At 39.8% G+C, this 13,361-nt stretch carries 16 protein-coding genes and 1 riboswitch; of the genes, 4 read left to right on the top strand and 12 right to left on the bottom strand.

What is annotated here, in order from left to right; translation table 11 throughout:
* Positions 1–72: 72 nt before the first annotated feature.
* Positions 73–1,113, bottom strand: a complete 1,041-nt coding sequence (yutH, locus tag ACE1TH_RS01135; protein ID WP_176554289.1) for a spore coat putative kinase YutH — start codon at positions 1,111–1,113, stop codon at positions 73–75.
* Positions 1,114–1,228: 115 nt separating this feature from the next.
* Between yutH and ACE1TH_RS01130 the strand changes: the two genes are divergently transcribed.
* Positions 1,229–1,711 carry a phosphatidylglycerophosphatase A family protein gene (locus ACE1TH_RS01130; RefSeq protein WP_099301638.1) on the top strand — a complete coding sequence of 161 codons (483 nt, stop codon included), beginning with the start codon at positions 1,229–1,231 and terminating at the stop codon, positions 1,709–1,711.
* A gap of 55 nt (positions 1,712–1,766) precedes the next feature.
* Here ACE1TH_RS01130 and ACE1TH_RS01125 read toward each other — a convergent pair whose 3' ends face one another.
* Both ACE1TH_RS01125 and ACE1TH_RS01120 read right to left on the bottom strand, forming a co-directional pair.
* Positions 1,767–2,522, bottom strand: coding sequence for a TIGR01457 family HAD-type hydrolase (locus ACE1TH_RS01125; RefSeq protein ID WP_099301639.1), 756 nt, complete (start codon positions 2,520–2,522; stop codon positions 1,767–1,769).
* A 2-nt stretch (positions 2,523–2,524) separates the two neighbouring features.
* Positions 2,525–2,971 carry a DUF86 domain-containing protein gene (locus ACE1TH_RS01120; RefSeq protein WP_255223753.1) on the bottom strand — a complete coding sequence of 149 codons (447 nt, stop codon included), beginning with the start codon at positions 2,969–2,971 and terminating at the stop codon, positions 2,525–2,527.
* 71 nt (positions 2,972–3,042) lie between these two features.
* On the opposite strand from ACE1TH_RS01120, the gene ACE1TH_RS01115 reads away from it, so the two are divergent.
* Positions 3,043–3,288 (top strand): hypothetical protein, encoded by a 246-nt coding sequence (locus tag ACE1TH_RS01115; RefSeq protein WP_099301641.1) that lies wholly within the window; start codon positions 3,043–3,045, stop codon positions 3,286–3,288.
* Between the two features lie 49 nt (positions 3,289–3,337).
* On the opposite strand, the gene ACE1TH_RS01110 is transcribed toward ACE1TH_RS01115, so the two are convergent.
* On the bottom strand, positions 3,338–3,634 hold the full coding sequence (locus ACE1TH_RS01110) for a YutD family protein (protein ID WP_099301642.1): 297 nt from the start codon (positions 3,632–3,634) through the stop codon (positions 3,338–3,340).
* Between the two features lie 169 nt (positions 3,635–3,803).
* Between ACE1TH_RS01110 and ACE1TH_RS01105 the strand changes: the two genes are divergently transcribed.
* Positions 3,804–4,409: a YhcN/YlaJ family sporulation lipoprotein gene (locus ACE1TH_RS01105; RefSeq protein WP_255223754.1), complete on the top strand. Its 606-nt coding sequence runs from the start codon at positions 3,804–3,806 to the stop codon at positions 4,407–4,409.
* A gap of 67 nt (positions 4,410–4,476) precedes the next feature.
* Here the strand turns inward: ACE1TH_RS01105 and lipA are convergent, their stop codons facing one another.
* Entirely contained in the window at positions 4,477–5,403 is a 927-nt protein-coding gene (gene lipA, locus ACE1TH_RS01100) for a lipoyl synthase (protein WP_099301644.1), read from the bottom strand.
* 175 nt (positions 5,404–5,578) lie between these two features.
* On the opposite strand from lipA, the gene ACE1TH_RS01095 reads away from it, so the two are divergent.
* Complete coding sequence (locus ACE1TH_RS01095) at positions 5,579–6,574, top strand: M23 family metallopeptidase (RefSeq protein WP_099301645.1); 996 nt, start codon at positions 5,579–5,581, stop codon at positions 6,572–6,574.
* Between the two features lie 27 nt (positions 6,575–6,601).
* Here ACE1TH_RS01095 and ACE1TH_RS01090 read toward each other — a convergent pair whose 3' ends face one another.
* The 7 genes from ACE1TH_RS01090 to ACE1TH_RS01060 all read right to left on the bottom strand — a co-directional run bounded on the left by ACE1TH_RS01090 (position 6,602) and on the right by ACE1TH_RS01060 (position 13,356).
* Positions 6,602–8,218, bottom strand: a complete 1,617-nt coding sequence (locus ACE1TH_RS01090; RefSeq protein ID WP_375078244.1) for a Na+/H+ antiporter NhaC family protein — start codon at positions 8,216–8,218, stop codon at positions 6,602–6,604.
* Positions 8,219–8,302: 84 nt separating this feature from the next.
* Positions 8,303–8,475, bottom strand: a riboswitch (Lysine riboswitch).
* 181 nt (positions 8,476–8,656) lie between these two features.
* The gene (yunB, locus tag ACE1TH_RS01085; protein WP_099301647.1) at positions 8,657–9,442 is read right to left on the bottom strand and encodes a sporulation protein YunB; all 786 of its coding nucleotides are present in this window, start codon (positions 9,440–9,442) and stop codon (positions 8,657–8,659) included.
* Positions 9,443–9,505: 63 nt separating this feature from the next.
* Positions 9,506–9,988 carry a dihydrofolate reductase gene (locus ACE1TH_RS01080; RefSeq protein WP_099301648.1) on the bottom strand — a complete coding sequence of 161 codons (483 nt, stop codon included), beginning with the start codon at positions 9,986–9,988 and terminating at the stop codon, positions 9,506–9,508.
* Positions 9,985–10,779, bottom strand: a complete 795-nt coding sequence (locus ACE1TH_RS01075) for a thymidylate synthase (RefSeq protein WP_099302156.1) — start codon at positions 10,777–10,779, stop codon at positions 9,985–9,987. The genes ACE1TH_RS01080 and ACE1TH_RS01075 overlap by 4 nt, the downstream gene beginning before the upstream one ends.
* Positions 10,780–10,803: 24 nt before the next feature.
* Positions 10,804–11,118 (bottom strand): YunC family protein, encoded by a 315-nt coding sequence (locus ACE1TH_RS01070; protein WP_099301649.1) that lies wholly within the window; start codon positions 11,116–11,118, stop codon positions 10,804–10,806.
* A gap of 40 nt (positions 11,119–11,158) precedes the next feature.
* Entirely contained in the window at positions 11,159–12,640 is a 1,482-nt protein-coding gene (locus ACE1TH_RS01065; protein ID WP_375078243.1) for a bifunctional metallophosphatase/5'-nucleotidase, read from the bottom strand.
* Entirely contained in the window at positions 12,541–13,356 is an 816-nt protein-coding gene (locus ACE1TH_RS01060) for a sulfite exporter TauE/SafE family protein (protein WP_375078784.1), read from the bottom strand. Before ACE1TH_RS01060 ends, ACE1TH_RS01065 begins: the two co-directional genes overlap by 100 nt.
* Positions 13,357–13,361: the final 5 nt, after the last annotated feature.

Here is a 13,361-nt window from a genome sequence, read left to right as displayed (position 1 = left end):
TTTTCAGAAGAACTAATGTCTTTATATAATGGACATTATAGCGGGAGTTTGTTTTCTTTGCAAGGAAAATTCTTAAATTTTTTGCCCAATGATCCAATCCAATTCAGGAATCGACTGATAACGATGAAGTTTCGCATCTTCTGCTAATTCATTTAGAAAAGCGCCATTTTGTTTTTCTTTATCGAGAAACGAACGAAGTTGTTCTGAGTAGCCCAACTGCTCTCCTGGTATTTGTGCACGATAATAGTGTTCAATTAACTCGAAATAATGCAGTGGAAAAAGCAATCTTGAATACATTAATTGCCATGTAAACCGTGACAATACTTGCGTTTCTTCATAACCGCTCATAAACGAAGCGATATCTTGCTGCGTTTGTCTTTGCTCTTGCTGAACACGTCGATCTCGAATCCACTCGGCAAGATCCCGTGCTGGATGATCAAATAAAAAGGTTGTTGGTAATTTTATGATTTGCCCACTCTCAGAGATCTTTAGCCATGACGTCTCTTTAAATCGGTTATGACAAATGGTCCCGCTATCTCTTGGCTCCATTGGGATATCCAGCTCTGTATCTACTGCGTATTGAATTGCATTCTCTGTCATCCCCATAAAATAAGGATACGTATACAAAAACAATTCATCCGTTATTGTAGAGGGTCCTGTGGCTCTTTTTTGCGCGTACCAATTTTCAAGCTGCTCAAGCCGTTGCTCCCAGATAGAAGGCCAGCGACTCGCTTGCAATGTCGTCCAGTTTCCTGCACCTTGTTGCCCTCTAGCATGCCACCCTTTTAACTGCCCACCTAAATCATGAGTGGAGCGAATTCTCGTGCTGCGCTCCCCCTCAACAGAAGGGATGCGAAAGACGTAAACTTCTGTACCATCAATGAGAGTAGAAGTTTGATTTGATCGATTTTGTACAAGTTCAAGTACGGAATGATCACCAGCAGTTCTCATATAATCGGAAAAAGCAAGCATTTGCGCCTCCTCCATTTGCAATTCCTCTTTCGGGATAATTAAATACGATTCTTGATTCGCTTGAAATCCTTCGAACTCACCAATTGAAAACCGTTCCGTGCAATACAATTTATAATGATCATACAAGTTCCGTTCAAGCACGAACATTCCTCCTCTCCATATGTATCCTTTTCTAGTCTATGACCTAGTCGCATAAAATGTGTGTCGGAACGTAAACTATATGGAAAGAATGACTGTGCGAATGTGGAGGGATGATATGGATGCTGTTGAAAGAACGGCTAGAGATCTTTTGCTTGAACGAGGCGTCACGATTGAGGAAATTGCGGAGCTTGTATACGAACTACAAAGCAACTATCACTCTGCTTTGACCATTCAAGCGTGTATCGACAATATCGATCGAGTGCTTTCGAAAAGAGAAGTGCAGAATGCTATCATAACTGGCATCCAGCTTGATAAATTAACAGAGAAAAAGATGCTCGATGAACCATTGCAATCCATTTTAGCACGTGATGAAGGACTATACGGCATTGATGAAATTATTGCGCTATCTATTGTCAACGTCTATGGATCAATCGGATTTACGAACTATGGATACGTTGATAAAGTAAAACCAGGCATAATCAAAAAACTAAACGATAAGTCTTCCTCTTATTGTCATACATTTTTAGATGATATTGTTGGTGCAATTGCTGCTGCCGCTTCAAGCCGTCTCGCTCACCGTAGAGAGCATACAGAGTAAAAAAAAGGATGATCTCCTATCAAAGGAATCATCCATTTTTGCTTATTTTCTTCTCTTAAATCACCCAATCATTTAAAGAAGCAATTGAAAAAGTTGGCTGCTTCTCATAAATGCTACAATCAACGGTAATCCCGGTCTGTACGTGCAAAGTAGCTAAACCAGCTTGAATTCCGGTCATAATATCAGTCTCGTAATTATCCCCAACTACAATCGTTTCATCTTTTGAAAACTGTAGCTGCTCTAAAGCCATAGAAACGATTTCTTCATTCGGCTTTCCGATTGTAATAGGCTCTTTTTGAGCGGCATATGCAATAGCCGCCACAAGAGCTCCGTTGCCACACACAAGTCCATCAGCTGACGGAAGCATTCGATCAGGATTTGTCGCAATAAACTGCGCGCCTTCGCGAATCAACCGTGCGGCTTTGCTTAATTTTTCATACGTGATTTGTCGGTCTAGTCCTACAATCACGGCATCTGGTTGTTCGTCATCTTTTTGAAAATCAGCGAATGCGTTTTGCAATCCTGTTTCGCCAATTACATAGACAGAGGAATTCGCTGCTTGTTTTTTTACATAAAGAGCCGTCGCTGACGCAGACGTTACAATTTGTTTTGGTTCAACAAGTATATGAAATTTCCTAAGCTTGTCCGCCACTTGTTCCGTCGTTTTTGTAGAGTTATTTGTAATAAACCCATATGGAATCGCTTGTTGATTTAGTTTGTGAATAAATGCAACCGCACTGTCAATCGGTGTGTCTCCATTGTAAACGGTACCATCTAAATCAAATAAATAACGTTTAAATTGATGTTTCATCTTTATTTCTCCTCAGGAATAAACGCTGTAATCACACCTAGTTCATTTTTTAAATAGACCTGTATGTGTTGGGGAAATTGTTTTAAGCTTTCTAATTGATTATTTACATCTTCGTACAGCGCTTGATGGTCAATCGTTGTGTATTCATAAGCAAGCGGTTTACGTAAACGAATGACGACCTTTAACGATTCTCCATCACTTGACGTAATGACTTTTTCATCTTCTAAGATGTCAATGATATCTTCATAGCCACCTGGGTCCCGCATAATAAACCCATCTATGAGCTGATTGCCTACATCGATGATGGATTCAATTAGGACGGTTACAGCTCGTTCAAGAGAGAGTTTTCCTCTCATGTCTTCTGGTGCCTTCTCATTCATTAAAAAATGTGTTAGTTCTTCCATATTGGACAACACGTCGTCTATTCTTTTTCTGTCAACAAAATACATATGCCTTTCCTCCTGATGTGTTCATTTTTTTTATTCTAACTGGGCATAATGCTCTTAAAGGAGGAGATCACATGGCAGAAAAAGACACCTACCATGATTTTAAAAATGTTGAAGCCTCTCACCAATATATTGTGCCTGAAGCGACACCTGAAGGGCCTTATGGGTCACCGATTCATAAAGATACTCCTGTTGAAAATAAATCAACACCATGGGAAGATGACCAACGTGAATACAGTGCGTTTAACTACAATGATAAAGAACAACATGCCCATCAACCGCGAAAATACCCAAGTCATCACCCTACTCATGATGAATAACGGTTAAACAAACGAGCTAATGGCGAATGCTCCCTTGGAGATTCCGCCATTAGCTTTTATTCGTTGCCGCTTTTTCGCTCACACGTTTGACGACAAAATAAGCACAACCAAAATTACAGTATTCATATAAATAATCAGGTAGTGTACTAATTTTTTTATCAAACGTTGATTTTTTATTTTTATCTTCAAAAAATCCACGCAAACGCAATTGGTTGTAACCCCAATCACCAACAATATAATCGTATTTATTGAGCACGTCACTATAACGCGCTTTAAAAGCTTCTTCGTCCCAACCGGCTTTCTCGTCTTGAACGACTTCGTAATGTTGACCACAAATGGTTATCATGAAAAACCACCTCAATTCACTTCTTCAGACGTACTAGCCTTAGTTTATCATATTTGCTCACAATTCTCTGTAGTCTTTCCGTTTTCTTCATCCATTATTTGTTACCACTAAGCAATCCTTTTGCGTGGAATAGTAAATGTGCACGATAAATTTTGAATGGGGGATTCAAATGAGGATTGCACTTACTATACTTGCTGCTGTTAGTGTTCTCACAGCTTGTAACCAACAATCTCAACAAGGAATTTATGAAACAAACGAAGCACATCAAACCGCTAGAGGCACAGAATACGACTCAAATTTAATGGCCCGTGGTTATGGATTTTCTCAGCATACGTATGAAGAAATGCAGCACAATAATGATGAAGCTGGCGCGTTAGTTGTCAATCGCGATATGTTAGCTGAAGGCATTTCACGTATGATTGTTGATAACCCATCAATCGAAGAAGCAGCTGTACTTGTAACCGACAAGTACGTTCTTGCCGTTTATGAACAACGAGACGACCAGCCAGAAAATCTTGTAGCCGATCAAGTAAAACGTACAGCCTTATCTGTTGTGCCTAGCTTTTATGATGTGTATGTTTCAAATGACCCAATGCATATGAAAGATATTGAACGCTACCAAAACTCCACTTCAGGAAGTGTAGAAAATGCATCTTTAATTGAAGATACAATTGAGGAATTAAAGAAAGACCCTCAAGGTAATGTGGAATTAGGAACAGATGAAGATATGGACATTATGCGCGATAAACAAAAAGCACTACGAGAAGGCAAATAAAAAAGACCGTTAATGCCAACGGTCTTCAGCTTGTCGACATTGTCGATGAGCTTTTTTAAATTCTTACTTATGAAGAGACATGTGTTTCGCTCTGCACTTTTTTTGCTTCCATATTCACCTGAGCTTGATTCACTTGCTCATCTGCATGATAAGAAGAGCGAACAAGTGGACCTGCTTCACAATGACTAAACCCTTTACTTAATGCAATTTCTTTTAGTTCAGCGAATTCATCTGGATGATAATATTTAATAACCTTTAAATGTTTTTTCGTTGGTTGCAAATATTGGCCGATGGTAAGAATGTCTACATCATTAGCGCGTAAATCGTCCATCGTTTCCACAATTTCTTCTTTTGTTTCACCTAGTCCAATCATAATACTTGATTTTGTTGGGATGTCTGCATGCATTTCTTTTGCTCGACGCAAAAATTCTAATGTACGATCATATTTCGCTCTCGCACGTACTTTTGGCGTTAAACGGCGAACCGTTTCAATGTTATGGTTCATGATATTTGGTCTAGCGTCCATTAACGTTTGTAGGCTTTGTTCATTTCCGAGCATATCCGACGGTAGCACTTCAATTGTGCAAAAAGGACTTTTACGACGAACAGCTTTTACAGTTTCAGCAAACACAAAAGCGCCGCCATCTTTCAAATCATCTCTTGCGACTGCTGTAATGACGACATGCTTTAATCCCATTGTTTCGACAGAGTCCGCAACACGCTCTGGCTCTTCTAAATCCAATTCTGTTGGGAGCCCTGTTTTAACTGCGCAAAAGCGACAGCCTCTTGTACAAGTATCTCCGAGAATCATAAACGTTGCTGTTTTTCGCACGGCCCAACACTCATGGATGTTCGGGCATCTAGCTTCTTCACACACTGTATGTAGCTTCTTTTCTCGCATCATTTTTTTTAAGCCTGTATACGATTCATTTGTATTTAGTTTAATTTTCAACCAATCTGGCTTACGTAGATGCATGTCTTTTTTTTCAGTCATTCAAAAACATCCCTTCTTTGGGAAAATTCTTTTTATCAAATTAATCGTAACATGATTTAAGCCACTTGACCAATGACGTTTCACAAAAATTCTACAAAAAATGGCAAGTTTTTGTTGTAATGTTTTTTGCCTAACAGGAAGAAACTAAGCAAAAGCTTGAGAAAGGAGAATGCAAATGTTCACGTATCGTTCCGTCATTAGTTCGATATTGATTTTCTTGTTTTGCCTTAGCCCTATTATTCCTCAAGCACAAGCAGAGGAAACGCCTAATCCTTATATTGAACGAAATGCCTTATATCATAAAATGGAAACCATTACGAGCGTTCCCTGGTATTACTTAGCTGCGGTTGATTCGTATGAGCGCGGTCTTCGAAAAGCATTACGCGATCGACCAGATTCAGAAGGCTTTATTTCAATTTACTATGCAAAAGAAGAATGGATTGGTCCGTTAAACCCAAATCAAGACGATGATAATCCCAATACGATTCAATTGTTCGAAGGAATTGGCTTAGATGGAAATGGGGATGGAAAAGCTTTACTAAACGATGACGAAGATGTCCTTTATACACTTGCCCGTTATTTAGAGTCGTACGGTCTAACAGAAGAAGACTTTCGCATTGCGTTATGGCATATTTATCAACGCGAACAAAGCGTAAATATTGTCGCTGGCCATGCAAAAGTGTATCAACAGTTTCAAACGCTTGACCTTCATAAACATGCCTTCGTTATGCCACTACACCATAATTATAGCTATCGTAGCACGTGGGGCGACAGACGTGGTTGGGGTGGTCGACGCATTCATGAAGGAACCGACCTTTTTGCAAATTATAACGTTCCGATTCAATCGTCTTCTTATGGAATTGTTGAAACAAAAGGTTGGAATCCTTATGGTGGTTGGCGTGTGGGTATTCGTGATTTAGATAACATTTATCATTATTACGCTCATTTAAGTGGTTTTGAAAAAGGGATAGAAGAAGGCACCATTGTGGAAGCTGGTCAAGTTATTGGCTATTGCGGTTCATCTGGCTATGGAAAACCAGGGACGCAAGGGAAATTTCCACCCCATTTACATTACGGCATGTATCGTGATAATGGTGTAACAGAATGGTCCTTTGACCCGTTCCCTTCCTTAAAACAATGGGAGCGGGCGGCAAAACAAGCAAAAAAATAGAGCAAAGCAGATGCTTTGCTCTATTACTTATGATGCTACAGCATCTTTTTTGTTCATTCGTTGCAGAATCACTACAGCTATAACAAGGATAACTGCTACGGCAATCCAAGCAACAACTGCACCGAAGAATCCAAGAATGAAAAAGGCAATTGTTGAAATAACGGCTGTCATAATCGCGTACGGTAACTGGGTAATGACATGATCCATATGGTGGGCGCCAGAACCTGCTGCTGACAATATTGTTGTATCCGAAATGGGTGAAATGTGATCACCGAAAATAGAACCAGCGAGAACAGCCGCAAGCATTGGAATAAGCATTGTTGGTTCAACAACAACAGCAATTTGCGCCGCAATCGGTAAGAGCATACCAAACGTCCCCCAAGACGTACCAGTTGCTAATCCAGAAAACGCGGCTACTAAGAAAATAAGCACTGGTAAAAATCCAGGGTGAATGGATTGATCAATTAATGAAGCCAAATAGTTTCCTGTACCTAGTAAGCCAATCATTTCAATCGTCGTCCATGCTAATAACAAAATTCCAATTGCAGGTAGCATTGATTTGACACCAGCAATCACGGCTTTACCAAAATCAGACGCTTTTGGTTTTGTCATAAAGGTCATCGCAATCGTCGTTAAAAGACCGATAAAACTACCGACTAAAAGCGATAACCCAATGTCAGTGTACTCCATCATCGTTAAGACTGTAACGTCTACGCCATCCCCACTCGCGCCTTGAGCACCTGTCACCAACATCATTGTGACGGTTGCAATTACAAGAACAAGAATCGGCACAAACAATTGCGAGACACGCCCGTTATCCATCTGTAAATCAGCAGATAAACTTCCTGGCACTTCTCCTTTAGCTGGATCTGTTAACTGGTTGTCTTCTTTTGCTCGTTTTTCATGCTGTTTCATTAACCCGATATCAATGTTAAAAACAATGACTAATACAATGAAAATAAGTGCGATTAACGCATAAAAGTTAATGGGTATCGTGTAAATAAATGCTTGAAGCGGACTATATTCAATGATTTGGTTCGCAGCAAACACGGATGCAAAAATCCCAATGATATATGCACCCCAACTTGACATAGGCGTAATCACACAGATTGGCGCTGATGTTGAATCGACAATATAAGACAATTTTGCCCGTGAAACACGATAACGATCGGTTAGAGGTCGACTCGTATTTCCTACTGTTAAAGCATTAAAGTAATCATCTATAAAGATAATAATTCCTAATACAAACGGTAAAAACAATGATTTTTTTCTCGTCGTAATTCGTTTTTCTGCCCAGCGACTAAAAGCTTGTCCACCACCAGAGAACGTAATCAGACTCGCAACAATTCCTAGAAAGACTAGAAACAACATAATATTTAGTTCCCAATCATTTATGGAAACCCCATTCTCAACCATTGATTGCACAACTCCTGCAAAGCTTGGCTCTTCCAATGTTTCAAACGAAATAAAAAACGAGATAAAGGTTTGAAAAATCCCAGCAAAAGCCTGCATGATGCCTTCGAATGCGATAAATGCCCCAATTAAAATGGCAATTCCTAAAGAAATAAAAACCTTTCTTGTTAAAATCACTAATGTTAACGCCACAATCGGCGGAACAAGTGATAACCAACCTACGTGATCCATAATAACCTCTCCTTTAAAGACTGTAACCAAAAAAAAGACAATCATGGTATAAACCCATTATTGTCTAAAACAATTAACAGTCCCATCCATAGTAGTCCTCCACAGTTTCCTGTGACAGTCCGCCACTTGTTAAATGACGACCCAGCTAAAAAGAAATGAACGTTTCTTTTCGCTTCGGCAAAAAAACCTTTCCACTCTAATCATTGCTGTTCAAGCTCCAAGCATGTACTGATTTTTTTTGCGCCTCTACCCCATCAAGCAGATGAGGTGTTCTATTCAATTCATCATTTATCTTACCATACGTTTGTTTCACAAACAATGACAAAATACGACAATTTTACTATTTTGTTTCGTTCAAATGTAATCATGTATCTCATTAAGTGAAACCGTTCAGATTTGACGACATTTTTAAACAGAATGATGTACACGTTCGCTTCTCTATTCTTCTTGTTCTTGATTCACGTCTTGTTCATTCATCTCTTCTTGGTTCATGTCTTCTTCACCAATGACTGGATACCCAAAGCCACCTTGCCCTCCGTAAAACTGTGGGACAGGTCCAGCAACATAAGCAAATCCTGCTGGCAATTCAACGGATATCGTATCCGATGTTTCAGAAAACGGGAGGATGACATCCATATTGACATCAATGTTCACATAAAAAGATAACCGTGTATTGTTAATGCCGAGTGCCTCTGCTTCATCCCTCATTTGTACTTTTGCATCACCCATTAATGCAAATCGAACAGGAATGCCAGGTCCTACATCGGTTAATAGCGCATTATTGAATGCACGACCTAGAGGAATCGTTGCAACAACATGATTTTGATCACCGTAGCTGTTTATCTCTCCACGCTGAATTTGATTCATGACTTCATGAACCCGATGCTGAACCCGTCCCATTAATTCATTATACTTTTGCGTATTAACATCAAGAAAAACGACAATTCCATCGTTATTGGTTTCTTTTATAAAGATTTCACTCATATCCATATTGGAAAGCTCTTCTGTCATTGCCTGCTCAATCGTGTACGTTGCGACCCGCTCCATTTCACGATGTGCAATTTGCGAAATAATGGGTCGAAGTTGAGAATCAACGAACCACAATCCTTGAATTGACAAGATCGCAAATAAGATAGACGAGAATAGCAAGACATATCGAAAAGGCAAAGGAGCTCCAGATTGTTTAGCAGCTTTTATCGGTTGAAATCGATGACGTTTACGCAAAACAAGCCCACCCCCTCTTGTCTATTTCTATGCAAGGGGGACTAGGCTTTGAACTAAAAAATGTTATTTCTTTCTCACATACGTTCGATACTCATGAGGGTAGCGGTTTTTCTCATCCATCGTACCTTGAATCGCTTCAACCAAATCCCACGTTTCTTTATCAAGTGCAGGGATAAATGTATCCGCATCAAAAACATGATCAATGACCGTTACAATTTGCTTATCACACTCTTCCCAGAATAACTTAAAAATTTCTGTGCCACCAATAACATAAATATCTTGCTCTTTGCTTTCCTGCACGATTTCATCAATGGAATAAACGACTTCTGTATTAGGAGCAGAAAACGTTTCATTTCTTGTTAGAACGACATTACGACGATTTGGAAGTGGGCCATTCATCGATTCAAATGTTTTTCTCCCCATCACGATCGTTTGACCCGTAGTCGTGTTTTTAAAATGCTTTAAATCAGCTGGCAAGTGCCAAGGCATATCGTTATCTTTTCCGATTCCATACTGCTTGTCTCTTGCATACACAAAAATAATCATACTGATACCTCCGCCTTAATGTGCGGATGTGCTTCATAGCCAACTAATTCAAAATCCTCAATTGTAAAATCAAAGATATTCTTCACATTTGGATTTATTTTCATCGTTGGCAGTGGATGAGGATCTCTTGTTAGCTGCAATTTGGCTTGTTCAATATGATTGGAATAAAGATGGGCATCACCAAAAGTATGAACAAATTCTCCAGGCTCTAAATCACAAACTTGTGCAATCATCATCGTTAATAATGCGTAAGATGCAATGTTGAACGGAACCCCTAAAAACACATCTGCACTTCGTTGATACAGCTGACAAGATAATTTTCCATCTTGAACATAGAATTGAAACAAGCAGTGACAAGGGGCGAGAGCCATATCATCAATCTCTGCCACATTCCACGCATTCACAACAAGACGACGAGAATCTGGATTCGTCTTAATTTGTTCAACGACTTCTTTAATCTGATCAACAGTTTTTCCATTAGCTCCTTCCCAAGAGCGCCACTGTTTCCCATATACAGGTCCTAAATCGCCTGACTCATCTGCCCATTCGTTCCAAATACGCACGCCATTTTCTTTTAAATAATTAATATTCGTATCACCTTGTAAAAACCATAGAAGCTCATGGATAATAGAACGAAGATGGACTTTTTTTGTCGTGACAACTGGAAATCCTTGTTGTAAATCAAATCTCATTTGATACCCAAATGTACTAATCGTTCCAGTGCCTGTCCGATCTGATTTTTGCGAGCCTTGTGTTAGCACATGCTCGCATAGCTGTAAATATTGCTGCATTGTTAGCTTCATCCCTTCAATCAATTACTCTTCTACTTGTTTCATTTTTAATAAAGCGTCTTTGCCAATGGTTCCTTTTGTTATACCTAATTCTTCACATTTTAACGTGACAGATTCTAGTGGGGCCTCTAGTAACTGTTCAATCGTTCGTACCCCAACTGCACGTGCAGCGATAATGCCTCTCTCTTTAAGCTTATCATTTAAGAGCCCTACATCTAAAGCGCCACACATAATATAACCTGCATCACATGTAACAGCCATAAAATTAGTCTTTGGTAATTTCACCGTAATCGCTAAAAATGTTTCGCCATCAATTACAATAGGATCAACGTTTATCATTGGACAAATCCGCTCCTTTTTCAACTGGTCTCTTCACACCTTATGAAAAAGAAAACGTGTTTGTTCCTGTCTGCAATAACTTCGCAACTATATCACGTAAAAATTCAGGCAGTAAATATTGTTTATAAGCTGCATTCGCAATATGCGGAAATAAAAAACCAAATGTATACATATCAAGGGTTGCCAGTCGATACATCGCATCCTCAACTACGTGCTCACCTTTTACAAAGATCCCTTCGGACGTAATGTCGATACCAGTAAACAACATCAACCCGAGCACTTTTCCTCGGAAACCGAAGCCTTTTAGCTCTAGCTTAACGATATCATCGGTCTGAGCTCTGCGAATTGTATCGATTAATTGCTTCCCTGTCAATTCCACAATACATGGATTAATGGGGTGTGGACAGATTCGGTGAATATCCCCATACGTCACATTGCCTTTTGGTAAACTTTCCATTAGCACTCCTGCATTCAACATACCAATCTCTTCGCCACACCATTCGGTTAGTGCATCGCATAATCCCTGTGTCGCATGTGTTGGTTCAAACCATTTCACATCAAATGGTTTTGTCAGTGCAATCATTGGTTCGGAAAGGGCAGTAGTTGCTTGTTGATTTAACGTCTCTAAAAGCTGCTTACTACTTTCGTCTTCCTGACATTGTGTTGGATCAATTAACTTTGGCTCTGTATGGATCAACTGATTTTGCTCAAATGTTAGCGTCAATTCACCAAAATAATTACCGTGTTTTCCAGCTTGGGTAATCCATGTTTCATTGATTTTCAACCCACCGTGTAAACTATGGTGCGTGTGTGCACCTATAATTGCTGCAATTCCTTGGACGTTTTTTGCAATCATTTCATCTTTTGGTAAACCTAGATGAGATAATAAAATAACAGCATCAACGTCCGGTTTTAATCGATTAACATCGGCTTGAATGTCGTCAATTGTATAAGAAACATCCCACCCTAACTGTTCATAAAAATGCGTCATAGCTGAGGTATAGCCAATATAACCAATCCGTATGCCGTCCATTTCATCAATGAGGGAGGGAACAGCCCAATGTGGTCGCTGTCCCGTTTTTCGGTCTCGAAGATTTGCTAAAATGATTTGAAATTGCGCTTCGCTATACATATCATCTAACATTTCTTGAGAAAAGGTAACCCCTTCATTATTACCAATTGTTGCAAAATCAACGTTCGCTTCATTTAACAATTGAATATTGCCAACCCCGGCCGTAGCTTCCGTCATTGGGTTTGCTCGATCCGCGTGATCACCTAAATCCACATAACGTGTGTGTTGAGAACGATGTTGCTTTATGTATCCAACGATATTTGACCAGTTTTGAAAACCACTATGGATATCGTTCGTATGAAAAATTGTTACAGTTGTCTTAATGACGATCCCTCCTTGATCAACTACCCTTACATAAACCCTTGGACGATAAGCTGGATAGCTAGCGCAATAAAAACGACTCTCATAACGATTAAAAGCATATTCGATTGCAGGCGTCGATTGAGCCAAGCACCAAACGTCGCCCCAAGCCAAGCACCTGGGATAAGAGCCAGTACAAGCATCCATTCAATATGTCCACCTATTGCATGTGCGCCAGTTCCTACAATCGCCGAAAACAGCACAATTAACATCGCTGTTGCTGTAGCTATTTTGATTGGGTAGCCGAACACTAGCATCATAACTGGAACCATAATCGCTCCACCACCCACACCGAATAGACTCGATAAAAAACCGACCACGATGCTAATGAGAATAGCCGTTGGATAAGAGAAACCATAGGCAAATGGCTTGCCACTTTCGTCTACACCTGTGCGCCAATACGATTTTTGCGTTCTTTTTTCAATGTGATGCTTAGGTCGAAAAAAGAGACTTAACGCGATTACTAACATGAAGAAGCCAAAGTAAACTAAAAACGCTTCTGTAGGTAAGGCTCGACTTACAAAAGCCCCGAGCACAGCCCCTGGTACAATGCCGATTAAAAAGATAAACGCGCTTTTTACGTCAATGACACGTTGTTTATGATAGGCTAACACAGAAGATAAACCTGTTATAATCATTGTGGCTAATGATGTTCCTGCAGCAGCTTGAGCAGAAATAGTATTTAAATCCGTAACGATCAAAGGCATCAGCAGTAGTGCTGGAACAACAATAACGCCTCCACCTAATCCAAGCAAGCTCCCGAACGCTCCTGCTATAAAACCAACAAGTAAAAACAATAGAATCATCAAAG

The sequence above is a fragment of the Shouchella sp. JSM 1781072 genome (assembly GCF_041949915.1).
Classification (GTDB): Bacteria; Bacillota; Bacilli; order Bacillales; family Bacillaceae_D; genus Shouchella.
The sequence above is the reverse complement of the archived record's forward strand: the minus strand, read 5'-3'. Positions and strand labels throughout refer to the sequence as shown.

What these genes read in the sequence shown, in the direction of transcription:
- ACE1TH_RS01130 (WP_099301638.1), top strand. Translation starts at nt 1,229, where the DNA reads ATGGATGCTGTTGAAAGAACGGCTAGAGATCTTTTGCTTGAACGAGGC.
- ACE1TH_RS01125 (WP_099301639.1), bottom strand. Translation starts at nt 2,522, where the DNA reads ATGAAACATCAATTTAAACGTTATTTATTTGATTTAGATGGTACCGTT.
- ACE1TH_RS01120 (WP_255223753.1), bottom strand. Translation starts at nt 2,971, where the DNA reads ATGTATTTTGTTGACAGAAAAAGAATAGACGACGTGTTGTCCAATATG.
- ACE1TH_RS01115 (WP_099301641.1), top strand. Translation starts at nt 3,043, where the DNA reads ATGGCAGAAAAAGACACCTACCATGATTTTAAAAATGTTGAAGCCTCT.
- ACE1TH_RS01110 (WP_099301642.1), bottom strand. Translation starts at nt 3,634, where the DNA reads ATGATAACCATTTGTGGTCAACATTACGAAGTCGTTCAAGACGAGAAA.
- ACE1TH_RS01105 (WP_255223754.1), top strand. Translation starts at nt 3,804, where the DNA reads ATGAGGATTGCACTTACTATACTTGCTGCTGTTAGTGTTCTCACAGCT.
- lipA (WP_099301644.1), bottom strand. Translation starts at nt 5,403, where the DNA reads ATGACTGAAAAAAAAGACATGCATCTACGTAAGCCAGATTGGTTGAAA.
- ACE1TH_RS01095 (WP_099301645.1), top strand. Translation starts at nt 5,579, where the DNA reads ATGTTCACGTATCGTTCCGTCATTAGTTCGATATTGATTTTCTTGTTT.
- ACE1TH_RS01090 (WP_375078244.1), bottom strand. Translation starts at nt 8,218, where the DNA reads ATGGATCACGTAGGTTGGTTATCACTTGTTCCGCCGATTGTGGCGTTA.
- ACE1TH_RS01080 (WP_099301648.1), bottom strand. Translation starts at nt 9,988, where the DNA reads ATGATTATTTTTGTGTATGCAAGAGACAAGCAGTATGGAATCGGAAAA.
- ACE1TH_RS01075 (WP_099302156.1), bottom strand. Translation starts at nt 10,779, where the DNA reads ATGCAGCAATATTTACAGCTATGCGAGCATGTGCTAACACAAGGCTCG.
- ACE1TH_RS01070 (WP_099301649.1), bottom strand. Translation starts at nt 11,118, where the DNA reads ATGATAAACGTTGATCCTATTGTAATTGATGGCGAAACATTTTTAGCG.
- ACE1TH_RS01060 (WP_375078784.1), bottom strand. Translation starts at nt 13,356, where the DNA reads ATGATTCTATTGTTTTTACTTGTTGGTTTTATAGCAGGAGCGTTCGGG.